This is a genomic window from Actinoplanes sp. NPDC026670, assembly GCF_040638175.1.
GTDB lineage: Bacteria > Actinomycetota > Actinomycetes > Mycobacteriales > Micromonosporaceae > Actinoplanes.
This window is the reverse complement of the sequence record NZ_JBEZXU010000013.1, coordinates 36609-61447: the sequence shown is the minus strand read 5'-3', so window position 1 is coordinate 61447 and position 24839 is coordinate 36609. Positions and strand designations below refer to the sequence as shown.

The following is a 24839-nucleotide window of genomic DNA, read 5'->3' as shown; positions in this document are numbered from 1 at the left end:
ACCGGCATCATGCCCTAAACATCGACGGCGAGACGTACGTTGCGGACCTGCCCGCCGCGCTCGTGCAGCAGCCACGTGCCGGTCGTGGTCTCCCAGACGGTGACATCGGGCGCGGCCACCACGTCGACCAGACGCTGCGGGCTCACCGCACGGCGCAGCGAGTCCACCACCGACGACAATCCGGTGGTACGGCGTCCGTCCGGCCAGCACACCACCGCGCTGTGCGCCCACCGGCCACGAACCGCCCCCGGCGAACCGTCCAGGATCGCTGCCGCCTCGGCCCGGCGTAGCGTGGTCAGCGCCGCGGATTCGTCGTGACGCTCGTCCCGTACCAGCGGAAGGATCTTGGAAAGCTGCCGCCGGGCCTCGTTGAGCCGGCTGCGAACCGTGCCCACCGGAATCACGCACAGCCCGGCGATCCGCTCGTAGGAATCGTGTGCGCTGAAATACCGCAGCATCGTCACCGGCCGCAACGCCGGCGACAGCCGCGCCAGCGCATGCCGCACCCAGTCCCGGTCGGCATACCGTTCGACCGGGTCGTCAGCCGCAAAGGCCAGATCAAGATCGGACATATCCATCGGTACGGGCTGCGCCTGCCGCAGTCGGGTCCGGCAGAGGTTGCGCACGATCGTATGCAGCCAGAACCGTACCGCCGACGGATCACGCAGCTGCCCGATCCGGGTGAGCACGGTGATCGCCGCCTCCTGGCACACGTCGTCGGCGTCCGGCCCGGCGCCCAGGATCTGCTGCGCGACCGACCGCATCCCGGCGTAGTGTGCCTGGAAAAGCCTGGTCAGGCTGGCCGCGTCGCCGCGCTGGGCGGCACGGACGAGCAGTTCGGTCTCCATGCCGGACGAACCTAGAGACGCCCACTGGACGATTTGTTGACCACCGGCCCGAACTTCCCGCCCACCCCGGTCGTCTGGTGAACGTGACCGAATTCTTTTCCACCGCCGGCGGCACGCGGCTGGCGTACCACCTCGCGGGCGACGGCCCGGTGATGATCGCCCACCCCGGCGGACCCGGAGTCGAATACTCCTATCTGCGGTTTCCGCAGCTGGAGAAGACCTTCACCATGGTGTACGTGGAACCGGCCGGCACCGGCGCATCGGACCCGTTGCCGGAGCACGCCACCTACGCCGGCACCTACGCCGGCCTGCTCCACGAACTGGTCGAACACCTGGCCGTGCCACGGGTGTACCTTTTCGGTCATTCGCACGGCGGGGTGGTCGCCCAGCAGTACGCCCTGGACCACCCGGACCGGGTCGCCGGCCTCGTCCTGTACAGCTCGACACCGGTCACCGACGACGACTTCTGGGCCGCCGGCAGCCGTCAGGCGGCCGCGTACCCGCAGCGTCACCCGGACGTCCCGGAGGCGGCCGGCGCGGCAGCCGCCCTGGAGGCGCCGCTGCTGGCGGAGACCGACGCCGCCAAGACCGCCCGGATGAGGGCCGGCCTGCCGGTCTACTTCGCCGACTTCTGGGGCCGGCGCGCCGAGTTCCAGCCACTGCGCGACGCCATGCGCACCTGGCTCGTCGACTTCGGGACGACCGCGATCGACCACCGGCCGCGGCTGCCGGAGATCACCGCGCCGACGCTGGTGATCACCGGCCGGCACGACTTCATCTGCGGGCCGGAATGGGCGGCGGCGCTGCACACCGGCATCGCCGGATCGCGGCTGGTGATCCTGGAGAACAGCGGCCACTTCGGCCACCTCGAGGAGCCCGGGACGTTCGCCGCCGAGGTCCGGCGGCTGACCTTTCCCGAGGAGGTACGCGGCGCGTTCCGCCGTGGCGACACGGCCGAGGTGACGCGTCTCGCCGAGGAGCAGCTCGCCCGGTCCGGCGAACCGGCGGGCGAGGTCGAGGCCCGGTACGCGCTGTCCCGCCTGGCCCTGCGCGCCGGCGACCTGCCCCGCGCCGAGAAATTGGCGGGCGCCGCCTTGGAGGTCGCGCTGCGCGCCGGCGACCGGGCCCTGGAGGAACGCCCCCGCCACGTGCTGGCCGCCGTCGCCCGCCTCGCCGGCGACTACGAGCTGGCCCGCGAACGCTACCTGGCGAGCATCGAACTCAACACCGAGCTGGGCCGGCCCGGCGTGGTCGATTCGGAGACCTACAACCTGGCCTTCACCGAGCTGCACCGCGGTGACGTCGATCTCGCCCGGGAGCTGTTCGCCGAGGTTCACGAGCGCGTCTTCCGGCACGGCCACCGCACCTTCGTCCCCTACCTGGGCGTCGCCGCCGCCGCGCTGGCCTCGGCCGACGGCGACCATTCCCGGGCGGCCCGGATGATCGGTTTCACCGACAGCGCCTTCGCCGTCCTGGGCCAGGTGCCCGATCCGGACGACGCCGTCGAGCTGGGCCGCGCCCGCACCGCCGCCGTCGAGGCGCTGGGGGAGGAACAGTTCACGTTCGACTACGCCGACGGCGCGGTGCTGGACGTTCCCGCCGCGCTCGGCCGGGACTGGCCGGCGACCCGCACGTAGCGTTCGGCCTCCGCCCAGTCGGTGGCATCGACGTGCCGCAGCGTCCCGGCCAGGTTCCGGGCCGTGTCGTGGTCCCCGAGGTCGGCCGCCACCCGAACCGCTTCCACCAGCTCCAGCCGATGCTCGGCCAACCAGGCGGCCCCAGCCCGCGAGCCGTCGCTGGGCGCGGTTATCGGGGGGTCGAAAGGCGGGTGAGCGACGGCTGGCGGTCTGCCGTTCGCGGGCCGGGACCGTGAGCCGTCGCTGGGCGCGGTTATCGGGGTGCCGATAGGCGGGTGAGCGACGGCTGGCGGTCTGCCGTTCGCGGGCCGGGACCGCAAGCCGTCGCTGGGCGCGGTTGTCGGCGACGCATTACCCGCGTGAGCGACGGCCGGCGGGGTTGGGGTGGCGGTGAGCAGGGCCGCCTGCGCGGCGAGGCCGGCCCGCAGGTAGTGCTGGAGCAGACGGGTCGTTGCGGCGCGGCGTTCGGTGGGGCCGTCGATCGTGTGCAGGAGCTCCTCGGCATAGGCCCGCACCAGGACGTGACAGGTGAACCGGCCGTCGGGGTGCTCGTCGATCAGCGCGCTTCCGGACAGCTCCTCCAGTTCGGCCCGGGTCGGTGCCGGGCCGCCGCCGGACAGGCTGATGCAGGCGGCTTCGGTGATCCCGGCGCTGAGGGACACCGACAGCAGCCGGAACAACCGGGCCGCGCCCGGCCCGAGCTGCCGGTACGACCAGGCGAATGCGCTCCGCGGGTCCGGTGTCCCGGTGCCGGCCGGGAACACCGCCAGCCGGCGGGCGCTGTCGCGCAGATCGGCGGCCACCGACTCCAGCGACAGCGCGGGACGGGCGGTCAGCCGTGCGGCCAGGATCGCCAGCGCGAGGGGGAGCCGTCCACACAGCTCGATGATCTCGTCGACCGCCGGCCCGGTCGCGCCGGCCGGAAGGCGGCGCCGCAGGAGTTCCCGGGCTGAGGCCGGGTCGGGAACCTCGACGTGCAGCAGGTCGGCGCCGTCGAACGCGGCCAGCCCCAGCAGCGGGCGGCGGCTGGTCAGGAGCACCAGGCTGGCGGCGGAGTTCGGGAGCAACGGGCGGACCTGGGCCGGATCGTGCACGTTGTCCAGCAGCACCAGGAACCGGCGGCCGGCGGTCAGGCTCCGGTACGCGCCCAGCCGCGCGTCGAACGTGCCGGGCATCCGGGCCGGTGGCATGCCGAGGGCGTACAGCAGAGCGGCCAGGGCGTCACCGGCCAGCACGTCGTCGTCCTGGTCGCCGCGCAGGTCCAGGTAGAGCTGCCCGTCGTCGAACCGGGCCGCGTGCCGGTGGGCCGCGTGCACGGCGAGGGCCGACTTGCCCACTCCGCCCATGCCGTCCAGGGCCACGATCAGCGGCGCGGTTCGGCCGTCCCGGGACATCGCGCCGACCAGGGCGTCCAGGGCAGCCAGCTCGGATCCGCGACCCGCGAAGGTCGGCAGGTCAGGTGGGAGCTGCGCCGGGCGTACCGCAGGAAGGGTCGTCTCCCGGCCGAGCACCTGCCGGTGAGCGTCGTCGAGAGTCGGACCGGGGTCGATGCCCAGGTCTTCGGCGAGCCGTTCCCGGATCGCCCGGTAGGTGGCCAGCGCCTCGGCCGGATGGCCGGCCATCGCGAGCGTGGTGATCAGCCGCGCGTGCGCCAGTTCGTTGAGCGGGCCCATCGCGGCCGCGAGCCGCAGCGGCGCCAGCACCGTCTCCGGGCGCCGCAACCGGATCGCGATGTCCGCCGCCGCGACCGCGGCCTCGACGAACTCGCCGTCGATGGCTGCGAACGCGGCCGCCGCCCCGACACTGTCGGCCAGCGTCTCCCCGGCCGGCCCGCGGCCGAGCCGCAGCGCCGCCGCGTATCTCTCCAGCGCCTCCTCCGGCGTCCCGGTGGCCGCCCGGCCGGCGGCGACCAGGTCGCGGAACTCCGCGAGATCCAGCGTTTCCGGGCCGGCCGCGAAGCGGTATCCGCTGGTGCCGCGCAGAAGATAGGAGCCGGGAGTACGCAGCGCGAGTTCCGGTTCGAGCAGTCGCCGGAGCGCGCCCACGTACTTGTGGATGACGTTGACCGCGCTGGGCGGGGCGTCGAAGCCCCAGATCGACGCCATCAGGTCGGACATGCTGACCGGATGCCCGGCCCGCGCGAGCAGCACCGCGAGCAGGCAGCGTTGCTGGCGCGGCCCGAGATCGTCGAGCTCCACTCCGTCGCGCCACACCCGCAGCGGCCCCATGATCTGCAGGCGCGGACCCCGACCGGTCACCCGGTCACCCGGTTCGTGAACTCCTTCAGCAGATGGGCGAACCGCTGGGCCTCCTCGAGGTGCGCGAACCGCCCGCTGTTCTCGAAGATCGCCACCCGCGCGTCGGGCAGCCCGGCCCGCAGCACGGCGGCCGCGTCCGGCCCGAACACCACGTCCCGGGCCCCGGCCAGGATCAGCGCCGGCGCCTCGATCGACGCGAGCCGCCCGCGCAGGTCGACGGCGGCGAAGTCGGACGCGGGCCGCGGCCAGCACCTGACCCCGGCCACCACCGGCGCGAACTCGGCCTCCCGCCGCTGGTAGTCGGCGAAGTGCGAGGGCAGCACCGCCCGCAGCCGCCGGGTCGCCGACGCCTCGTCGTGCACGTCCTCGACGGTGTCGCGGTGCAGGTTCCACCGGGCCTGGGCCAGCATCTGCGCGTCGGCCACCGGCCCGGTCGAGTAGAGGATCAGCCCGGCCACCTCCGCCGGGCGGCCCGCCAGGTAGCTCTGGGTGATGAACCCGCCGTGCCCGTGCCCGAGCACGAAGACCGGCTCGCCGGCGAACGCCCGGACCACCGCGTCCAGGTGTTCGACGTAGGTGTCCAGGTCGTAGGCGGGCAACTCGCCGGAGTCGCCGGTGCCGGCCGGCTCCACGTAGATCATCGTGTGGTCACGTTCGGCCAGCGGCATCCGCAGGTACTCCCAGTGCATGCCGGGGCCGGCCGGGTGCGCCACACAGCGGGGGCCCCGGCCGCGCACGTGACAGACGAGGGCGACATCACCTACCCGTACGACCTGACGGCTCTCCGAACGCGACACGGATCCGATCATGCCGGACGCGAGTTGACGAACTCTGGAGCCCGCCGGTCATCCGCCCGGGGTGGTCCGCCGGCCGTCACGGCCGGGCCAGCATGGTGGCCGGACGGGAGGCCCGCTATGGCTGAGGAACGAAGCAGGGCGTGGGCGGGATGGATCGCCTTCGCCGCCGTGATCATGGTCGTGAACAGTCTGATCAACATTCTCCAGGGCATGGTGGCGCTGCTCGACGACGAACGGGTGATCGCCACCCCTGATGCGTTCGTGCTGGTGGACATCACCTCCTGGGGCTGGGCTCTGGTGATCTTCGGAGGCGTGATGCTCACCGTCGGCGGATTCCTGCTCGCCGGCCGGACCTGGGCCCGGTACGCCGCGGTCATCGTGATCAGCCTGCACGCGGTCGCTCAGGTTGTGACGATCGGCGCGTACCCGTTCTGGACGCTGCTGATGATCGCCCTGGACACGGTGGTGCTGTTCGGGCTGGTCGCGCGCTGGGAACCGGCGTCCGAGGAGCTGCGCTACCAGAACGACCGGGTCGGCCCGGCCGGGCTCGCGAACGGGGAGTTCCCGCACGAGGCGCCGTCGCACGGGACCCGCCTCAGCTGATCCTGGCCTCGACGGGCCTCCGGCGGCTCCGCAGCCGCTGAGCACGGCCGGACATCTCACATCCCGGCCCCGGCGGCCGACGGTAGGGCCATGGGAAAAGGGGCCTGCCGATGAACCGCCTGCCGGTGCTGGTGTCGCCGTACGGCCCCTACGCCGGGCTTGCGCTGCACGTGCATGACCTGACCATCCGGGGCCACCACGCGGAGACGCTGACCGCCGCCGACGAGGCGGAGGCGATCCTGCTGGCGCTCGGCGACCGGCGCACCCACCGGATCAGCCGGCTGGGACGGATGTACGCGTTGAACGCGATGGGCCGCCTCGACGAGGCGCTGCAGATCGGTGAGGAGCTGATCGCCGACCAGGACGAGCTCGGCGGCCCGCGGGCGACCGACGCCAAGATCCTGGCCGACGTCGCGCGGGTGCTGATCCACCTCGGCCGGATCGACGACGGGCTGCACCACGTGGCCCGGGCGATGACCCTGCTCGACGTGGCGCCCAGCAAGGGGCCCCGCTACTTCTCGGCGATGTCGTCGCTGGGCGAGGCGGCCCGCAGCGCCGACCTGTTCGAGCTGGCCGACGACGCGATGCGCCGCAGCCTCGACTCGTTCGACTCACCCGACGTGCTGTACAAATCCGGGGCCGAGCTCACCCACACCGAACTGTGGCTGGAGTGGGCGCTGCGACTGGAGCAGGTCGGCCGTACCGAAGAAGCAGCCGGTCTGGTCAACAGGTGTGTGCCGGTGCTGGAATTCTGGATCAAGGAGGGCATCGACTCGCCGCTCGGTGTCGCGCTGCTCGCCGTCTGCCACGCCAAGACCGGCCGGATCGACGAGGCGACCGCGGTCGTCGCCGAACTCCTGCCGAAGATGCGGGCGGCCGGCCAGCACCACGAGTCGCGTCTGCTGCACCTCGCGCACGGGCTGGCCCTACGGGCCACCGGCCAGTGGAAGGCCGCGCACCGCGAATTCCGGGCCGGCCTGGAACTGGCCGCCCTCAAAGCCGAAAGGCTTCTCTTCCAGTACGAGCTCGCGGTCACCGCCGCACTGGAAGTGCCCGGTGAGGCGACCCAGGCGATGCTCGAGGCGCTGCGCACCCACGTCGAGGCCCTGTGGCAGCTGCGGCTCGACCGGCGCACCATGCTGCGGCAGGCGTACCGCCGGGTCGAACTCGAGGCGGCCCGGACCTCGGCCGACCTCGCCGCCGCGTCGGACGCGCTGACCGGGCTCGGCAACCGGCGGATGTTCGATCGCCGGATCAACACCGTCGTCGACGGCGGAACCCTCCTGCTCATCGACGTCGATCACTTCAAGGACATCAACGACAGGTACTCGCACGGCGTCGGGGACCGGGTGCTCGGCGAGATCGCGGCGGTGCTGCGCTCGCACTGCCGGCAGGACGAGGTGGCGATCCGGTTCGGCGGTGACGAGTTCGCGCTGTTCCTGGCCACCGGTGAGGCCGAGGCCCGGAAGGTGGCCGAGCGGATCCGGCGGGTCATTCAGGCCCGCGACTGGAACACGATCATGCCGGGGCTGCGGGTCACCCTCAGCATGGGGCTGGCCGCGTGCCGCCCCGGCGAGCCTGGGCGTGACCTCTACGACCGCGCGGACGCGCACCTTTACGTGGCGAAACGCTCCGGCCGAGACCAGTTGGCCGCCGCCGCAGCCTGATCGGCCGGCGGCCCGGCCGCCAGCCGTCGCTGAGCCAGGTAATGCGGGCCGGATTCCAGTGCTGAGCGACGGCTCGCGGTCTCCGTTTACAGCCTTGCGCTGATCACCGGGGCCAGCCGGTCGGTGATCGCCTGGTGGCCCTTGTCGTTGGGGTGCACCGAGTCGCTCAAACCGTCGGAGGGCAGCCAGCCCGTGGTGTCCACGTAGAACACCGCGGCGTCGCCGGCCGTGTTGCGCGACTGTACGGCGGCCTGGGTCTCGGCTGCGTACCGGCCGATGAACGTGCGCAGCGCGAAGATTTTGGCGTTCGGGAACTTCTGGCGGATCCGGGTGAGGAAGGTGGTGTACTTCGCCTGGAAGTCGGGCCCGGTCACGCCGTGGCTGCGGTCGTTGGTGCCCAGGTTGATCACCACGGCGTCGGCCGTGTAGCGGCTGAAATCCCAGGCGGTGGTGCCGGCCTGGCCGCCGCTGGCCATCCAGTAGCGGGTCTCGTGCGCCCAGCAGCCGTCGGTCGTCTCGGACAGGCACATGCCGCCGATCGAGATCTGGGTGTGATTGTGGCCGAGCTTCTCGCCGGTCTTGAAGCCGTAGCCGGTGACCGCGAGCTGGCTGCTGGTCGTGCCGGCGGTGATCGAGTCGCCGACGAACTCGATGAGCTTCGTGCGGGCCGGCGCCTTGTAGGTGGTGGCGCCCGCGTCCAGGGTCAGGCCCTGGAAGACGGCGTCGCCGGTGTACGAGCCGGCCACCTGCCGGTAGCTGACGATCAGCGTGTGGTTGCCGGCGGCCAGCGCCGTGGGTGTCAGGTTGATCGTGCCGGCGCCCTTGTAGGCGGTGTACGGCCCGCCGTCGATCGAGGCCCACAGGTCGATGGTGTTGCGCTGCTTCAGCTTGACGGTTCGGCCGGTGAAGCCGACCCGTAGGTACGCCCCGGCCCAGTACGGCACGTAGGCCGAGGCGTTTGTGGTGTTCCAGCGCCCGACGAAGCTGATGTTGGTGTCGCCGGGCGTGCCGTCACCTGCCGCGGCCCGGGCCGGTGCGGCTGGGGTGAGCAGGCCGCCGGTGAGTGCCGCGGCGATCAGCATGGCTCCGCGCAGACGACCTCGCATGACGACCCCTTCCGATGGGAACGCTCCCATTCAGGTGGTCGTATCGTCGCTCGCGGATCAATTGATGTCAATCAATGCATGGCGGGGAACCTGTGGTCGGCCGAGCGCGCCGAGGACAGGCGGTGCGCGGCCGAGTTCGCCCGGTAGGTGGCTTTCGACGGTCCGGGCGCCGGCGCGGCGGCCACCGGCACCGGCAGTGGGTCCGGTCGCGCGGGAATCGGGGCGGCGGCGCGCCGGCGGCGAATCCAGCGGATGACGGCGGTGATGACCTTCACGGTACGGCTGCCTTCCTCGGCGGGAGCGGGGGAATGGTTGGAAAGAACCGTAAGCCGTGTTGACTCTTTCAGTAATCGCTCGTCAGGGGTCATCCCGAAAGCCGACCCTCGCCCCAGTCAGGCAATGTCACGGCAGACCCGAATAAATCTCATCGCCGCAGGTGAAGGTGAGTCTTAGCGACCTACGAGATTGCTCGTCGGTTCGGACTAACCCATTCGAATAAACCATCGAAGAAGGCTTCCCGGGCTATTCCAGAGCCACGCGCGGAAGCTATACGGTGACCCGCGCCGCCGAGACAATGATTCCGGCTTCCGACAAAATCCAAGGACTGACACGTGTCGAATTCACGCCGAGGACCGCTCGCTGCCGCCCTGGTCGCCGTAGTGGTCGGCTCCATCGGGCTCGCCTCCACCCTGAACGCCGGGGCGGAAGAGGTGCCGGAGCCGGCCCCGATCACCGAATCCTCCGCGCCGGCGGAGCCGGAGGCCTCGCAAGAGGCGGACGCCCCGCAGGAGGAACCCGAACTCAGCCCGCCCCCGAGACTCCCCTGGGGGCAGGTGCCGACCGAGATCGACACCGGGGCCGACGGCGCGACCAGCCAGCAGCTCAGCTCGGGGGGCCTGGACGCGGCAGCCCCCGACTCCGACGGCGCACCGGTGGTGGGGGAGTACGCCCCGAAAGGGAAATCCACCCGCACCGGCGTCCTGAGTTCCGAGCCGACCGAGATCATCCCCCCGAAGCCGCCGGCCATGTCCACGGCCGCCGGGGCGCTGCCCCTGTCGACCGTCTTCTTCTCGTACAACGTCGGTTCCCAGGCCGCGGTTACTGAAGGCGCCTATGCCAACTTCACCATCACCAAGCCCAGCCTGGCCCTCACCGACTTCCACAGCCTCGCCGAGCTGGCCGTGCAGTCCAGCAACGGCAGCCAGGTCGTCGAGGTCGGCTGGACCGTGGACCGGCTGGTCAACGGCGACTCCGACCCCCACCTGTTCGTCTACCACTGGGTCAACGGCGTGCCCACCTGCTACAACGCCTGTGGCTTCGTCCAGTACAGCCAGAACGTCAGCCCCGGCGACACCCTGCCGCAGAACGCCACCAAGCGGCTCGGCATCCAGTACTACGACGGAGCCTGGTGGATCGCCTACGACACCGAGTGGGTCGGCTACTTCCCGGGCTCGATCTGGAGCAACAACTTCACCCAGAGCGGCATGATCCAGGCCTTCGGCGAGGTGGCCGGCATCAGCCTCGCGCCCTGCACCGACATGGGCAACGGCCTGGACGGCGCCTCGGACAACTCGGCGGCCCGGATCGGCAGCGTCAGCTACATCAACGGCCCGGCCGTCGACCTGTACGTCCGCAGCACCAGCCCGTACTACGACGTCGCCAAGCTGAGCAACCGAACCTTCCGCTACGGCGGTCCCGGCGCCTGCTGACCCGGCCGGAGGACCGATGCCCGCTCCATTCCGGGAGCGGGCATCGGGGCCGGTCGGGAGGGGCGCGGCCTTGCTACTTTCGAGCGGGTGAGAGCCGTCGTCCACGACCGGTACGGACCACCCGATCTGCTGCGTGTCGAGGAGATCCCCACCCCGGCCCCCGCTGCCGGGCAGGTGCTGATCCGGGTCGCCGCCACCAGCGTCAACCTCAGTGACTGGGAGACCCTGCTCGGCACTCCCTTCTACTCCCGGATCGGCGGCTTGCGCACCCCGGCCCGCCCGGTCCTCGGCTCGGACATCGCCGGCCGTGTCGAAGCAGTCGGGCCCGGCGTCACCCGGTTCCAGCCGGGCGACGAGGTGTACGGCGACAACCTCGCGCTCAAGGGCGGCTTCGCCGAGTACGCCGTCGCGCCCGAGCAGGCGCTCGCCGCCAAGCCGGCCGCACTCGGCTTCGCCGCCGCGTCGACCATCCCGCAGGCCGGCGTGATCGCCATGCAGGGTGTCGCCGGCGCCCGGCCCGGGCAGCGCGTCCTGATCAACGGCGCCGGCGGCGGCTCCGGGGCGTTCGCCATCCAGCTGGCCAAGCACGCCGGGGCCGAGGTGACGGGCGTCGACAACGCGGGCAAACTCGACTTCATGCGCTCGGTCGGCGCCGATCACGTCCTCGACTACCGGCGCGACGACTTCACCCGTACCGGACCGTACGATCTGATTCTCGATCTCGTCGCCCACCGCTCCGTTTTCGCCTACCGGCGGGCCCTGGCCCGCGGCGGCCGTTATCGCTGTGTCGGCGGATCGACCCGGACCCTGCTGCGCGTCCTGACCGCCGGCCCGTTCACCGGCCGCCGGATCCGCGTGCTGGCCGTCCGGAGCGGCCCGGAACACTTCACCCCGGTCGCCGACCGCTGTGTCGCGGGCGACCTGGCCGTGCACGTCGACCGCACCTTCACCCTCGACCAGGTGCCCGAGGCGCTGACCCGGGTCGGCGAGGGAAAGGCGCTCGGAAAGATCGTGATTCTCCCGGCAACCTGAGAAGTCGACCACATTGGACTATTCTCTGTTGGTCCGATAGGGAATGGCCGGGGAGACGAAAAATGCTGGGACGCACTCGACGGGCGGCGCTTCTCGCGGCCGCCGTGACGCTGGCCATCGCCGGCTGCGCCAAGGAGGACACCGGCGGCACCACCGCGACCGGGGTGCCGCTGATCAAGACCGGGGCGCTGACCACCTGCACCCACCTGCCGTACGCGCCGTTCCAGTCGAAGGACGCGAGCGGCAAGGTGGTCGGTTTCGACGTGGCGCTGATCGACCTGGTCGCCACGAAACTCGGCGTCTCCCAGGAGATCGTCGACACGCCGTTCGAGGGCATCAAGTCCGGCGCCGACCTCAACTCCGGCAAGTGCGACGTCGCCGCGGCCGGCATGACGATCACCGACGAGCGCAAGAAGGTGCTCGACTTCTCCGACCCGTACTTCGACGCCACCCAGGCGCTCGCCGTGGTCACCGGCAGCACCCTCAAGACGCTCGAGGAGTTCGCCGGCAAACGCCTCGGCGTGCAGGGCGGCACCACCGGCGAGGACTACATCAAGGCCCAGGTCGCGGAGAAGAAACTCGACGTCGAGGTGGTCTCCTACAAGGACCTCGCCGCGCTCCAGCAGGCCCTCGCCACCAACCAGGTCGAGGGCGCCGTCAACGACCTGCCGGTCTGGAACGAGTACATCAAGGCCAACCCGGGCAAGGTCACCGTCGCCGCCGGGTTCGACACCGGCGAGCAATACGGCTTCGCCGTCAAGAAGGTCAATGCGGCGCTGCTCAAGGCGGTCAACGAGGCGCTCGCCACAGCCAGATCGGATGGTACGTACGACAAGCTCTACACCACCTGGATCGGCGACAAACCCACAGCATGAGCATGAGTCCACGACGCCGGCGGCAGATCTTCCGGGTCGCAGGCTACGTCCTGTTCGCCGCGGTCATCGCCGGAGTGGCCGCCGCCGCCGACTGGGGGCGGCTGTCCGACGCGTTCCTGCGCCTCGACATCGCCGGCAGCATGTTCCCCGAGGCGATCACCGTCGCCCTGTGGAACACGATCGTCTACACGCTGCTGGCGTTCGTGTTCGGCCTGACGCTCGGGCTGCTGCTCGCGCTGATGCGCCTGTCGTCGATCCTGCCGTACCGCTGGTTCGCGACCGCCTACATCGAGCTGTTCCGGGGGCTGCCGGCCCTGCTCGTGCTGTTCATGGTCGGGTACGGCGTACCGCTGGCGTTTCCTGATCGGGAGATTCCCGGCGGCGTCTACGGATCGGTGGCGGTCGGCCTCGGCCTGACCGCCGCCGCCTACATGGCCGAGACCATCCGCGCCGGCATCCAGGCCGTCCCGAAGGGACAGCTGGAGGCCGCCCGGACCCTCGGCATGTCGCACCCGCGCGCGATGATCTCCATCATCCTGCCGCAGGCGTTCCGGATCGTCATCCCGCCGCTCACCAACGAGATCATCCTGCTGACCAAGGACACCTCCCTGGTGTACGTGCTGGGCGTCACGTCGACCACGATCGAACTGACCAAGTTCGCCGGCGACACCCTCAACACCCGGGTCAACCCCACCCCGCTGGTCGTCGCCGGACTGCTCTACCTGGCGATCACGCTGCCGCTGTCACAGCTGGTCCGCGGGCTGGAACGCCGCGCCGGAGGGGAGAGGTGATGTCGACCATCGAGATCAGCGGCCTGCACAAGTCGTTCGGCGCGCTGGAGGTGCTGCGCGGCATCGACCTGTCCGTCGAGCCGGGCGAGGTGGTCTGCGTCATCGGGCCGTCCGGGTCCGGCAAGTCGACCCTGCTGCGCTGCGTCAACCTGCTCGAGGAGCCGACCTCCGGGTCGATCCGGGTAGCCGGCGTCGAGGTCACCGACCCGGACTGCGACATCGACGCGGTACGCCGTGGCATCGGCATGGTGTTCCAGCAGTTCAACCTGTTCGGCCACCTGACCGTGCGGGAGAACGTGACGATCGCGCAGCGGCGGGTCCTCAGGCGCAGCCGTGCCGCGGCCGCCCGGATCGCCACCGCCAACCTGTCCCGGGTCGGCCTGCTGGAGAAGGCCGGCTCCTACCCGGCGCAGCTGTCCGGCGGCCAGCAGCAGCGGGTCGCCATCGCCCGCGCCCTGGCCATGGACCCGCAGCTGATGCTCTTCGACGAGCCGACCAGCGCGCTCGACCCGGAACTCGTCGGCGAGGTGCTGGCCGTCATGCGCGGGCTCGCCGCCGAGGGCATGACCATGCTCGTGGTCACCCACGAGATGGCGTTCGCCCGCGAGGTCGCGTCCCGGGTGGTGTTCATGGACGGTGGGGTCGTCGTCGAGCAGGGGCCGCCCGCCGACGTGTTCGGCACACCCCGTGAGGAGCGCACCCGCGCCTTCCTGCACCGGGTGCTCGAACCGGCCCGGGTCAGTGAGAACGAGATCGGCGTCCAGCGCAAGGAGTGACGACCATCCTGAGACGGCCGTCGCGCACAGCGGCGGCCGTTGAGCCTCTTTCCCAGCTCCCGCCGTACCCCTCGGTGCAGGCCCATGGCGGAAAGGGTGAGGCAAATGGTCACACAACGTAAGCGTTCCCGGCGGTTCATGCTGTTCGGGATCAGCGCGGCCGTCGTCGTCGCAGGAGCACTGGTGACGCCTCAGGCGTTCGCCGCGACGAGGTTCGGCTTCTTCGGCTCCAGGAACAACGCGGCCGCACCGGCCGCGGGCAACGGCGGCTGCACCGATGTGCAGCTCGTCTTCGCCCGCGGCACCGGGGAGCCGCAGGGCCTCGGCATCGTCGGCCGGCCGCTGGCCCAGGCGCTCGCCGGCGAGCTGCCCGGCCAGAGCGTGAGCTCGTTCGCCGTCGTCTACGCGGCCGCGGGCAACCAGCGCAGCGCCGGCCCCGGCGCCACCAACATGAGCCAGCACATCGCGCAGGTCGCGGCGGCCTGCCCGGACACCCGGTTCGTCATCGGCGGCTACTCGCAGGGCGCCAGCGTCACCGACATCGCGATGGGCATCCGCGGCGCCGGCACGGCGGGCGAGGCGATCGACGCCGACCTCACCGACCGGGTGTCGGCCGTGGTCGTCTTCGGCAACCCGCTCGGCCTGCAACGGCGCACGATCGCCGGCAGCAGCGCCGAGTTCGGCCCGAAGGCCAAGGAGTTCTGCAACAACGGCGACCCGGTCTGCGGCGGCGGCAACAACTTCGCCGCCCACCTGGCCTACCCGCGCAACGGAACGGTCCAGCAGGCCGCCGAGTTCGCGGCCGGCAAGCTCGGCTGATCCCCGTTCCGGGCGGTGGCGGTGGACCCCGCCGCCGCCCGGTTCGTCACCGGGCCCGGAGCCGCTGATTGACCTGGCCGAGGTCGAACGAGTCGGGAGCGAACTGGCCCGCGTCGTCGAGGCCGAGCCACTCCAGCCGGTCCGTGTGCTCCGGATGACGCGGGTCGGCGAGCACCTCGATCAGCTCCTGGTAGCCCCACATGCCGCCGCAGTCGTCGGGCGGGGCCGCACGACGCCCGCCGGTGCAGACCGGATACGCGGCGCCCGGCTCGGCCGGCCCGGTCTTCTCGACCACGATCTCGTGCTCCCAGTTGTCGCCGAAGTCGTAGGTGTAGGCGAGCCGGTCCTTGACCTCCGGCGCCACCTGTTCCAGCGTGACCGGGCCGTCCGAGCGGTGCCCGAGCTCCCGGTCGGCCCGGCCGAACTGGCCGTAGTCGGTGTCGAAGACGTGCATGTGCCCGCCGTGCCAGCCGAACGCGGCGAGGATCGCCTGATGCAGCCGGTTGAGGGTGATGTCGCCGGGCACCAGCAGCCGGCGCCAGATCGGCGGTCTCGCACCCCGCAGGCTCACCTTGATCTGGTAGGCGGGCGCCGGACCGTTCGACTTCTTCCGCTTCACCGGAAGCTTCGGCGGCGGCGGCACACGGCCCCCGAAAGCACCTGTCATGGCGGCGAACTCCTGGAACATCTCCATCGGGGTACGGTCGTCGCCGTGCCCGGAGGCAACCGCGCCGCGGGGCCGGCGAGCGGGCGGCAGCGTCGCCAGCCGGTTTTCGGTCAGCACCGCGAGCGACGGGTAGTCCGGCCCGTCCTCGCCGTCCGGATCCGGCCCGTCCTCCTCATCGTGGACGGCGCGAGCCTCCAGAGCCTGCTCGGCATACCAGCGGAACTCGGGCGCTCCCAGTTTCGACGTCTTGAGGTGCACCCCGTCGGCTCGCGCGCTCTGCTGGATCCCCCTGATCGCGGCCGGCAGCTCCGCGCCGTCGAGCACGTAGATCTCCTCGGCGGCGCCGCAGTCCTGGTGATCGACCGCGATCACCAGCGCGTGCGAGCGCCCGGCCCGCTCGAAGACACCGGTCAGGACCGCCATGCCGTCCCGGGCGTCGTGCAGCCTGCTGAACGGGCCCGCAGTCCACGGCTCGGTGACCTCCGCCGCCCAGGCCGGTGGCACGACACCGGCGTCGCGCAGCCGTGCCGCAGCAGCTCTCGCCGACTCGGTGACCGGCCCGGACCGGTCCCCGGCCACCGCCTCGATCGCGGTGAGCAGAGCCAGCGCCGCACGGGTGTCCCGCTTCTCGATCGTCGGGATGACGCCCTCGATCAGCGCCGCCGTCCCGTCGTCGCCGCTCCGGCCCATCGCCACGAACACCGCACCGGCCACCTCCGCGTCGAGCGGATCGGTGACCTCCACCAGATCAATGGCCTCGTCGACCAGGTCGGACAGCATCTGCTCGAGGCCGGGCCCCTCCCCGGTGCAGTCGGGGCAGTCACAGACCTGGTCCACATCGGAGACCACGGCGAGGGCCGGTCGGCGGCCGGCCCGGCTGGTGTTCCGTTTGGCGGGGCGTCGGCTTCCACGGCTCATCCCGCCAGTCTGCCGATCCGCGGTACCCACCGCAAAACCGCCACTCGAAGGATTCCCCTCGAGCGGGTTGTGCGGCCGTCCCCGCGAACCGGCCCCGCTGTCCGCCGCTGATCAGGCAGGGGTTTTCGGCGGCCGGTATTCGGCCGCCCGAGCGGGCGCGGGACGGCTGCTCAGCACTTACGATGGGCGTCGATTCGCGGGAGGCGCAAGGGTGAGTGCTGAGGTGTTCCGACGGCCACCACGTCAGGCGGGGCCTCCGCCACCGGGTGCGGAGATGCTGCTCGAATCGCGGGACTACCTGCGGTTCCTCGCCCAGCAGCGGACCGCCCTGCTGTGGCGGCATCCGGAACCGGAGGCGCTTGCGTCGGTGGCCGGCTCACCCCGGATGTGGGAGCGGCGGGCCGGCGACGACGACTTCGCCGAGGTCCGCGTGGCCGTCGACGGCCACCGGCTGCCGGCCGGCCCGATCATTCCGGAGAGCGCGCCGGTCAGCGCCGGGCCACTGCCCGGCCTGCCGGTCGCGGTGCGGCTGCGCGAGTTTCGCCGGGTGCTGCTGCGCGGCGACCGGGAGCCGGTCACCGGCCTGGCCCGGGCCCTGCTCGGCCAGCTCGCCACCCTGCACGCCCCGGACGAGCTCCGGATCGCCGTGGTCGCCGCCCCCGAGCGCCGCGCCGGCTGGGACTGGGTGCTGTGGCTTCCGCACACCCACACCGGCCCGGCTGGCGGCCGGCTCGTCTTCGACACCATGACCGAACTCGATCAGGCACTGGCGGCCGGGGCCGCCCCACTGGTGGTCGTCCTCGACGGCGCCGAACGGCCCGCCGAGATCCCGGCCGACATGACGGTGGTCGAGCTTTCCGGTCCGCCGGCGGAGGATCAGAATCCGCGATGGTACGAGGACACGCGCTCGCTGCTACGGCTCGACGTCTCCCCGTCGTCGCTGACCGTCGACACCGGTCTCTGGGTCACCACGCTGGGCCGCCCGGACGCCCTGACCACGATGCAGGCCGAGCAGACGGCGCAGCAGATCGCCCTCAACCGGCTCGCGCCCACCGGCGACACGGCGATCGACCGGCCGCCACCGCTCCCGGACGCCCTCGCCGGTGACGAACCGCCGACGTTCCGGGCCGGCCCGCCCGCCTTCTTCGACGATCCGCCGCACGACACGCTCCCGGACGTCGCCCCCGGCCCGGCCCCCGAACCGGTGCCGGACCCGCCGGCCGAGCCGACCCCCGAGCCGCCCCGCCGGGTGCTCCGCAACGAGCTGCCCGACCTGCTCGGCTTCGACGACCTGACCACCCTCGACCCGTCCGTCGCCCGGAAGACCCACTCCGGGCCCCGGATCCCGTTCGGCGCCGGCCCGGACGGCGACATCGTCGAACTCGACCTGGACACGATGGGCCCGCACGGCCTGATCGTCGGCGCCACCGGCTCCGGCAAGACCGAGCTGCTGCGTACCGTCGTCACCACCCTGGCCGTCACGCACCGACCCGAGGACTTCAACCTGGTCCTGGTCGACCACCGGGGCGGCGCCGCCTTCACCCCCTTCGAGACGCTGCCGCACGTCGGCGGCCTCCTGGGGTACGACGAGGAGCCGTCGGCGGTCGCCCGGCTGCGCGACGCCCTCGACGGCGAGCTGGCCCGCCGCCAGACAGCCCTCGACGACGGTGTGACACTGCCCCGGCTGCTGGTGATCTGCGACGAGTTCACCGAGCTGATCCAGCAGAAACCCGACCTGCTCGACCTGTTCGCCCGGATCGGCCGGACCGGGGCGGCGCTCGGCGTACACCTGCTGCTGGCGACGCAGCGCCTGGAGGAGGGCAGCCTGCGCGGCCTCGACGCCCACCTGTCGTACCGGATCGTCCTGCGCACCTTCTCGGCCGCCGAAAGCCGCCTCGCGCTCGGTGTCCCCGACGCCTACGACCTGCCGAAACTGCCGGGAACCGGCCTCCTGAAAGCGGGCGACGGCCCGCTGACGCCGTTCCGCGCCACCTACGTCTCCGCGCCGGCCGGCGAGAGCGACAGCGACGGCTACCGGCTGCACACCGTCGTCGACGTGGTCGTCGACCGGCTCGCCGGCGACGCGGAACCGGCCCACCAGGTGTGGCTGCCGCCGCTCACCGACCCGCCGGCTCTCGCCGACCTGCTCGGTGACCTGCGCGTCATCGACGGCTACGGCCTGGTCGCCACCGAGTGGACCGCCCGCGACCGGCTGACGGTGCCGCTCGGTGTCGTCGACCTGCCGTTCGAGCAGCGCCGCGACCCGTACGTGCTGGAGGTCGGCAACCTGGCCGTCGCCGGTGGCCCGCAGTCCGGCAAGAGCACCCTGCTGCGCACCCTGGTCAGCGCGCTGGCGCTCACCCACACCCCGCGTGAGGTGCGGTTCTTCTGCCTCGACTTCGGCGGCGGCGGACTGCGCGCCTTCGAGGGCCTGCCGCACCTGTCCGGGGTCGCCGCCCGCGCCGACCGGGACACCGTGCGCCGCGTCGTGCTCGAAGTGACGGCGCTGGTCGACGAACGGTCCACGCCGGACCCCGGCGACGAGGACGGCGACGTGTTCCTGATCATCGACGGCTGGGCGACACTGCGCCGCGAGTTCGAGGAGCTGGAACAGACCATCGTCGAGGTGGCCCTGCGCGGCCCCGGCGTCGGCGTGCACGTGGTCGTCACCGCGAACCGGTGGAGCGAACTGCACCCGGCCATGCAACCGCTGTTCGGCGCCCGGCTGGAGCTGCGCCTCGACGACGCCGGCGAATCGGTGATCGACCGCCGGACCGCCGCCGACGTCCCGCCCTGGTCCCCGGGCCGCGGCGTGACCCCCGACCGGCGGCACTTCCGCACCGCGCTGCCCCGCATCGACGGATCCGCCGACGTCGACGACATCACCGACGGCGTCACCGACCTCACCGGCCGGATCAAGGCCGCCTGGCCCGACGAGCCGGCGCCCCGGGTACGCCTGCTGCCCGCCCTGATCCCGGCCGGTGACCTGGTCGGCGTCCCCGGCCTGCCGATCGGCCTGAACGAGGCGAACCTGGCCCCGGTCGCGCTCGACCCGATCACCGACCGGCACCTGGTGATCTTCGGCGACGGCGAGTGCGGCAAGACGAACCTGCTGCGCCTGATCGCCCGGGCCGTCGTCGCCACCCACTCGCTGGCCGAGGCGCGTCTCGTGCTCGTCGACTACCGCCGTGGCCTGCGCGGCGCGATCGACGGCGAGCACCTGCTCGTGCACGCCACCACCAGCCAGCACCTGGCCGACAACATCGAGTCGATCCACGCCGCCATGTCCCGGCGGCTGCCCGGCCCCGACGTCACCGCCGAACAGCTGCGCAACCGCAGCTGGTGGAGCGGCCCCGAGCTGTACATCCTGGTCGACGACTACGACCTGGTGGCCGCCGGTGGCGTCAACCCGCTGGGCCGGCTGGCCGAGCTCCTGCCCTACGCGCACGACATCGGACTGCATCTGATCATCGCGCGGCGGGCCGGTGGCGCCGGCCGGGCCATGTACGAGCCCCTGCTGCACCGGCTCCGCGAACTCGCCGTGCCCGCGCTGATCATGTCCGGCGACCGTGACGAGGGCCGGCTCTTCGGCAGCGTACGGCCCGGTCCGCAGCCTCCCGGCCGGGGCTACCTGGTGCGCGGCGGCGACGACGTCACCCTGATCCAGACCGCCTGGAGCAACCCCGACGTCATGGCATAGCGCGACTGGAATCGATCAAAGAAGCGCGCTCCGCTAGCGCAAACCGTGATGCATGTGGTTCGATTTGCAGTGAAAGGCCGGGCATCTTCCCCCGTGGATGCCCGGCCTTCTCATTGTCCGTCGGCGCTGTCCTTCGGCGCCGTCGGGGGCATCTCCTGGAGGCAGCACCTTGACGGTCGCCGGCGACCTGCACGAACGGCTCCGGGACAACGCGCCGCCGTGCCGGGTCACCCTTCCGGACGGCTCCCCGGTCTGGCTCGTCACCCGCTACGCCGACGTCCGGGCGCTGCTCGCCGACCCGCGGCTGTCCGTCGACAAGGCCAACTCCGACGGCAGCTGGCGCGGGTTCTCGCTGCCGCCGGCGCTCGACGCGAACCTGCTCAACATGGACCCGCCACACCACACCCGGATCCGGCGGCTGGTCTCGCAGGCGTTCACCCCACGTCGTGTCGACGGACTTCGGCCGGCTGTCGCCCGTACCGCCGGGGAATTGCTCGACCGGATCGCCGCAAGCGGCGAAGCGGACCTGATCCGGGACTACGCCGGCCCTCTGCCGGTCGCCGTCATCTCCGACCTGCTCGGCGTGCCGGCCGCGGACCGCGACGACTTCCGGATCTGGACCGACACGATGCTGCTGCCGCCGGCCGGCGACCGGGCCGCGGCCGCCCGCGCGATCGGCGCCATCCACGCCTACCTGCAACAGCTGATCGAAGCCAAACGCGCCGAACCCGCCGACGACATGCTGTCCGCGTTGATCGCCGCCCGCGACGCCGGCGACCGGCTCGACGAGGACGAGCTGACGTCGCTGGCGTTCCTGCTGCTGCTCGCCGGCTACGAGAACACCGTGCATGCCATCGGCACCGGCATCCTCGCCATGTTGCGCAATCCGGGGCTTCCGCTCGACGTCGAAGAGCTGCTGCGGTACGAGTCGCCGGCCACCGTCCTGCTGCGGCGGTTCCCGGTCGAGGACGTCGAGGTGTCCGGGGTCGTGCTGCCGCGCGGAGAGTCGGTGCTGCTGGTGGCCGGGGCGGCCAATCGTGACCCGGCCGTCTTCCCCGAGCCGGCCGAGGTGCGCCCCGGGCGCGCCGCCGGGCACCTGAGTTTCGGTCACGGCATTCACTACTGCGTGGCGGCGCCGCTGGCCCGGATCGAGTTGGAGATCGCCATCGGCGCCGTCCTGGCCCGTTTCCCCCGCCTGCGCCTGGCCGTCCCCGCCGAGGACCTACGGTGGCGCCCGTCCTTCCGAGCACGGGGCTTGGCCACCCTCCCGGTCCGCTTCGACTGACGTCTCCTCGGCCGCAACACCCTGCCGGCAACGGCCTCACCGCCCACCGCTTACTGCCCACGGATCTTGCACGGTTCTCCATGCTCGCGCCGATCTTGCAGCCCTTTCCACACCCCAACAGGAAGAAAGCTGCAAGGTCTCCCCGGCGCAGTAGACCTTGCACGACAAAACACACCAGACGTGAACTCGAGTTTCGCCATTTCGGGGATCGTTCGGGTGGCGGCGCACCGGTGTCCGTCGTCGCAAGGCTTGGTCGTCGGCCTTCCGCTGGACGCGGTCGGCGGCGCTCGGCCCGGCCCGGTCGCCAGCGCGCGGCCGCCAGACGCGGTCGCCGGTATTCGGCCGGCGCGCGACGACCAGCGCACACAATGCGGCAATGTGCGATTTCATCCTCGCCGCAACGACGACGGGCGCACACGGACGGCACAACGTGTGCGCCCGTCCCCGTCAGAGCGAAGCAGGCGCACACGATCGGCGAACGTGTGCGCTGACCACCGCTGCGCCCAGGTAAACGTGTGCGCTGACCACCGCTGCGGCTGGCGGGCCCGCCCTCGGCGATCCGCTCCCGGCATCGTCTCTGGACGGCCGTCCAAGGCCGTAGGACCTCGCGGTGATCTTGCGGGGTTCGTTGGGGATGACGCTGACCAGGGCGAATGCGTGATTCACTTCGGCTGCCGCCCCGACCTGCAATGTCGCTTCACAAATGGCGAAACTCGAGCGTGAAGAAACATGCAAGATCGCGGCCAGCGTGAAGAACCGTGCAAGATCTGCCGACGCGGAGAACCGTGCAAGATCCACAAGGCTCGCCGGGGACACCCGACGGGAGAATCGTGCAAGATCGCGGAAAGCGGGAGGAAACGTGCATGATTCACGAGGGACGGACTGTTCGAAGCCCACCCCTTCCGCGATCTTGTGGACTTCGACGGTCCAGGTGTGGCCGAAGTCGACAAGATCGCGGAAGGGGGTAACGGGCAGGCCTCGGGCTCCGGAAGCGTGAGCGCTGCGCTGTGCGTCGGGCAGCAGGGCGGCCGGCGCCTCGATGTGCCGCAGGGCGTCACTCGCCGGCGTCACCGGCTGTTTCCCCGGCGGCCTACCGGCTGTTCCCCGGCCACCGGCCGTTCCCCGGCCATCTACCGGTCGTGTTCGTCACAAACCGTCACCAAGCCCGGTCGGATCCGGATCAGCGGCTGGATGCAGGTGAGGGTCACTCGTATAGTCCTCGCCATGTCAAACCCGCCGCCCTTCGACGCGGAGACCGAGAAGATCCCGCTACCGGAGCCGGAGCAGGCGCCTGAGCAGGCGCCGGCCAAGCACAAGAAGCCGAGCAAGCGCCTCCGTTATGTGCTGATCGGCCTGCTGGTGCTCGCGCTGATCGGCGTCGGCGGCACCGTGGCCGGGGGCTTCTACCTCAAGTCGGTGGAGAAGGGCATCGAGCGGGTCGACGCCTTCGAGGGTGTGCCCGAGCAGGAGCGCCCGCAGAAGGCGGTCACCGAGGCCCGCAACATCCTGCTGCTTGGCAGTGACTCCCGCGATCCGGAGAACACCGGCGGCTCCCGCAGCGACACGATCATCCTGGCTCATCTGCCAGCCGACCGGTCCAGCGCGCAGCTCATCTCGATCCCCCGGGACACCTGGGTGAACGTGCCGAAGAGCAGCGACGGCAGACACGGCGGCCGGGAGGCGAAGATCAACGCGGCGTACGCGTGGGGTGGCGTGCCGCTCGTCGTGCAGACCGTGGAGAAGTACACAGGTGTCCGCATCGACAATGTGGCGATCATCGACTTCGCCGGTTTCCAGCAGATCGTCGACGCGGTCGGCGGCGTCGACATCGACGTGCAGCAGGAGTTCACCTCGATCCACGAGCCGCACCGCCACTTCAAGCTGGGGGTGCAGCACATGGACGGCGAGACCGCCCTCGACTATGCCCGCCAGCGCAAGCAGTTCGCCGACGGTGACTTCGCCCGGATCCGCCACCAGCAGCAGGTGATCAAGGGTGTCCTGAACAAGGCGGTCAGCGCCGGCACCCTCACCAACCCGGGGAAACTCACCGACCTGCTGGAGGCCACCGCCGACGCCGTCTCGGTCGACAAGACCCTGTCGATCTTCGACACGGCCACCGAGATGAGCGGCCTGCGCAGCGGTGACCTCAGCTTCCTGACCGACCCCACGATCGGCACCGGCATGGTCGGCAACGAGAGCGTGGTCTTCCCCGACGAGGAGATCGGCAAGGAGCTGTACGGCGCGGTCAAGAGCGACGACGTCGAGGGCATCCTGCGCGCCGCCGGCGAGTGAACCGGAACGGTCAGCCGCGGGACCGGGCCGCGATGCGGTGCGCGTCGGCCACCTGAAGGGCCAGCTGCCCGGCGAACTCGACCGCGCCGACCCGGACCGCCAGCGCCCGGGTCGGATGTGGGTGGCCGTTGCGGGTGAGCCGGGCCAGCCAGCGTTTCTCCAGCTGGCGACGCCCGACCACGGCTGCCACGGTCAGCCCCAGCATGGCGAGCCCGACCGCCGCCTTGCGCTTGTCGAACGGGATCGCGGGCTCGCTCTCGGAGACCGGCTGCGGCTCGGACACCGGGAACGGCCGGTCACCGACGACGAGCTCAGGCTCGAACTCGTCGTCGTCCTCCTCCTTCGGCGAGGTGACCCAGCCGACGGTGGCCACCGCGGCGACCGTCCCGAGCCGGGCCAGGCGGCGCTTGGCCGGGGAGAGTTCCCGCGCGGCGATCCAGGTGCTGCTGAGCGCTGCTTGCAGGGCGGCGAGCGCCACAGCGCGCCCGTAGGAGACAGAAGCCATGGCGAAACCGTAGCCGCGCCGGGCAACCGGACCGGGTGGATCAGGCGGCCTTGCCGACCAGCGCGCTGACCCGGGCCGCCACGCGGTCGGTGAGTTCGGTGATTGCGAAGTACGTCGCCCACATGTCGCCGTCGTCGAGGTGCGCCTCGTCGCTGAAGCCGAGCATCGCGTACCGGGACTTGAACTTGGCCGCCGGCTGGAAGAAGCAGACCACCTTGCCGTCGCGGGCGTAGGCGGGCATCCCGTACCACAGCTTCGGGGTGAGGCCGGGCGCCGCCGCACGGATCAGGGTGTGCACCCGCTCGCCCAGCACCCGATCGGTTCCGGTCATCTCGGCGATCTTCGCGAGCACCTCGGACTCCTTGGCGCCGTTCTTCAGCTCCTTCGCGCGCTCCTTCATGGCGCCACGCTCGGCCTCGGTGAAACCCTCGTACGTCGTGGTCATGATCTTCCCCTTCGGATCGGCACGGTGAGCCGCCGGCAATCGGCTCGTCTCTTCGCTGCGCCCATCGGACCACCGGCCGGTCCGGTCCGGCACCGCCGGTGGGACACCG

Annotated in this window: 21 protein-coding genes; 12 read left to right on the top strand and 9 right to left on the bottom strand. The window is 71.4% G+C overall.

The genetic code is table 11. The features are described 5' to 3' along the window. Positions 1 to 14: 14 nt before the first annotated feature. Positions 15 to 848: an RNA polymerase sigma factor gene (locus AB0E94_RS15115; protein WP_360326458.1), complete on the bottom strand. Its 834-nt coding sequence runs from the start codon at positions 846 to 848 to the stop codon at positions 15 to 17. 83 nt (positions 849 to 931) lie between these two features. Between AB0E94_RS15115 and AB0E94_RS15110 the strand changes: the two genes are divergently transcribed. Next, entirely contained in the window at positions 932 to 2485 is a 1554-nt protein-coding gene (locus tag AB0E94_RS15110; RefSeq protein ID WP_360326456.1) for an alpha/beta fold hydrolase, read from the top strand. Here the strand turns inward: AB0E94_RS15110 and AB0E94_RS15105 are convergent. Continuing rightward, on the bottom strand, positions 2416 to 4743 hold the full coding sequence (locus AB0E94_RS15105) for a BTAD domain-containing putative transcriptional regulator (protein WP_360326454.1): 2328 nt from the start codon (positions 4741 to 4743) through the stop codon (positions 2416 to 2418). The two genes, AB0E94_RS15110 and AB0E94_RS15105, sit on opposite strands and share 70 nt — an antisense overlap. Beyond that, a complete protein-coding gene (locus tag AB0E94_RS15100) occupies positions 4740 to 5540 on the bottom strand; it encodes an alpha/beta hydrolase (protein WP_360326452.1) in 801 nt (266 codons plus the stop codon). Before AB0E94_RS15100 ends, AB0E94_RS15105 begins: the two co-directional genes overlap by 4 nt. Before the next feature lie 117 nt (positions 5541 to 5657). Between AB0E94_RS15100 and AB0E94_RS15095 the strand changes: the two genes are divergently transcribed. Continuing rightward, positions 5658 to 6143, top strand: a complete 486-nt coding sequence (locus AB0E94_RS15095) for a hypothetical protein (protein ID WP_360326451.1) — start codon at positions 5658 to 5660, stop codon at positions 6141 to 6143. A 110-nt stretch (positions 6144 to 6253) separates the two neighbouring features. Next, positions 6254 to 7810 carry a GGDEF domain-containing protein gene (locus AB0E94_RS15090; RefSeq protein ID WP_360326450.1) on the top strand — a complete coding sequence of 519 codons (1557 nt, stop codon included), beginning with the start codon at positions 6254 to 6256 and terminating at the stop codon, positions 7808 to 7810. Between the two features lie 86 nt (positions 7811 to 7896). Here the strand turns inward: AB0E94_RS15090 and AB0E94_RS15085 are convergent, their stop codons facing one another. Together AB0E94_RS15085 and AB0E94_RS15080 are read right to left on the bottom strand one after the other, a co-directional pair. After that, positions 7897 to 8916: a GDSL-type esterase/lipase family protein gene (locus tag AB0E94_RS15085; RefSeq protein ID WP_360326448.1), complete on the bottom strand. Its 1020-nt coding sequence runs from the start codon at positions 8914 to 8916 to the stop codon at positions 7897 to 7899. 71 nt (positions 8917 to 8987) lie between these two features. Continuing rightward, a complete protein-coding gene (locus tag AB0E94_RS15080) occupies positions 8988 to 9284 on the bottom strand; it encodes a hypothetical protein (RefSeq protein ID WP_360326446.1) in 297 nt (98 codons plus the stop codon). Positions 9285 to 9527: 243 nt separating this feature from the next. On the opposite strand from AB0E94_RS15080, the gene AB0E94_RS15075 reads away from it, so the two are divergent. The 6 genes from AB0E94_RS15075 to AB0E94_RS15050 all read left to right on the top strand — a co-directional run bounded on the left by AB0E94_RS15075 (position 9528) and on the right by AB0E94_RS15050 (position 14918). After that, entirely contained in the window at positions 9528 to 10625 is a 1098-nt protein-coding gene (locus AB0E94_RS15075; protein ID WP_360326444.1) for a neprosin family prolyl endopeptidase, read from the top strand. 87 nt (positions 10626 to 10712) lie between these two features. Beyond that, entirely contained in the window at positions 10713 to 11657 is a 945-nt protein-coding gene (locus AB0E94_RS15070) for an NAD(P)-dependent alcohol dehydrogenase (RefSeq protein WP_360326443.1), read from the top strand. Between the two features lie 62 nt (positions 11658 to 11719). Continuing rightward, positions 11720 to 12532 carry a transporter substrate-binding domain-containing protein gene (locus tag AB0E94_RS15065; RefSeq protein ID WP_360326441.1) on the top strand — a complete coding sequence of 271 codons (813 nt, stop codon included), beginning with the start codon at positions 11720 to 11722 and terminating at the stop codon, positions 12530 to 12532. 2 nt (positions 12533 to 12534) lie between these two features. Beyond that, on the top strand, positions 12535 to 13323 hold the full coding sequence (locus AB0E94_RS15060; protein WP_360326440.1) for an amino acid ABC transporter permease: 789 nt from the start codon (positions 12535 to 12537) through the stop codon (positions 13321 to 13323). Further along, a complete protein-coding gene (locus AB0E94_RS15055; protein ID WP_360326438.1) occupies positions 13323 to 14099 on the top strand; it encodes an amino acid ABC transporter ATP-binding protein in 777 nt (258 codons plus the stop codon). The genes AB0E94_RS15060 and AB0E94_RS15055 overlap by 1 nt, the downstream gene beginning before the upstream one ends. A 105-nt stretch (positions 14100 to 14204) precedes the next feature. After that, a complete protein-coding gene (locus AB0E94_RS15050; RefSeq protein ID WP_360326437.1) occupies positions 14205 to 14918 on the top strand; it encodes a cutinase family protein in 714 nt (237 codons plus the stop codon). Positions 14919 to 14964: 46 nt separating this feature from the next. On the opposite strand, the gene AB0E94_RS15045 is transcribed toward AB0E94_RS15050, so the two are convergent. After that, the gene (locus AB0E94_RS15045) at positions 14965 to 16503 is read right to left on the bottom strand and encodes a plasmid pRiA4b ORF-3 family protein (protein ID WP_360326435.1); all 1539 of its coding nucleotides are present in this window, start codon (positions 16501 to 16503) and stop codon (positions 14965 to 14967) included. Positions 16504 to 16777: 274 nt separating this feature from the next. Here AB0E94_RS15045 and eccCb point away from each other — a divergent pair, with 274 nt between their 5' ends. Together eccCb and AB0E94_RS15035 are read left to right on the top strand one after the other, a co-directional pair. Next, positions 16778 to 20203 (top strand): type VII secretion protein EccCb, encoded by a 3426-nt coding sequence (eccCb, locus tag AB0E94_RS15040; protein ID WP_360326433.1) that lies wholly within the window; start codon positions 16778 to 16780, stop codon positions 20201 to 20203. 169 nt (positions 20204 to 20372) lie between these two features. After that, complete coding sequence (locus AB0E94_RS15035) at positions 20373 to 21488, top strand: cytochrome P450 (RefSeq protein ID WP_360326431.1); 1116 nt, start codon at positions 20373 to 20375, stop codon at positions 21486 to 21488. Positions 21489 to 21935: 447 nt separating this feature from the next. Here the strand turns inward: AB0E94_RS15035 and AB0E94_RS15030 are convergent, their stop codons facing one another. Then, complete coding sequence (locus AB0E94_RS15030; protein ID WP_360326429.1) at positions 21936 to 22559, bottom strand: hypothetical protein; 624 nt, start codon at positions 22557 to 22559, stop codon at positions 21936 to 21938. Positions 22560 to 22712: 153 nt separating this feature from the next. On the opposite strand from AB0E94_RS15030, the gene AB0E94_RS15025 reads away from it, so the two are divergent. Then, entirely contained in the window at positions 22713 to 23780 is a 1068-nt protein-coding gene (locus AB0E94_RS15025; RefSeq protein WP_360326427.1) for an LCP family protein, read from the top strand. A gap of 10 nt (positions 23781 to 23790) precedes the next feature. Here the strand turns inward: AB0E94_RS15025 and AB0E94_RS15020 are convergent, their stop codons facing one another. Then, positions 23791 to 24285, bottom strand: coding sequence for a hypothetical protein (locus tag AB0E94_RS15020; RefSeq protein ID WP_360326426.1), 495 nt, complete (start codon positions 24283 to 24285; stop codon positions 23791 to 23793). A 40-nt stretch (positions 24286 to 24325) separates the two neighbouring features. After that, complete coding sequence (locus AB0E94_RS15015; protein WP_360326424.1) at positions 24326 to 24730, bottom strand: DUF1801 domain-containing protein; 405 nt, start codon at positions 24728 to 24730, stop codon at positions 24326 to 24328. Between the last annotated feature and the right edge of the window lie 109 nt (positions 24731 to 24839).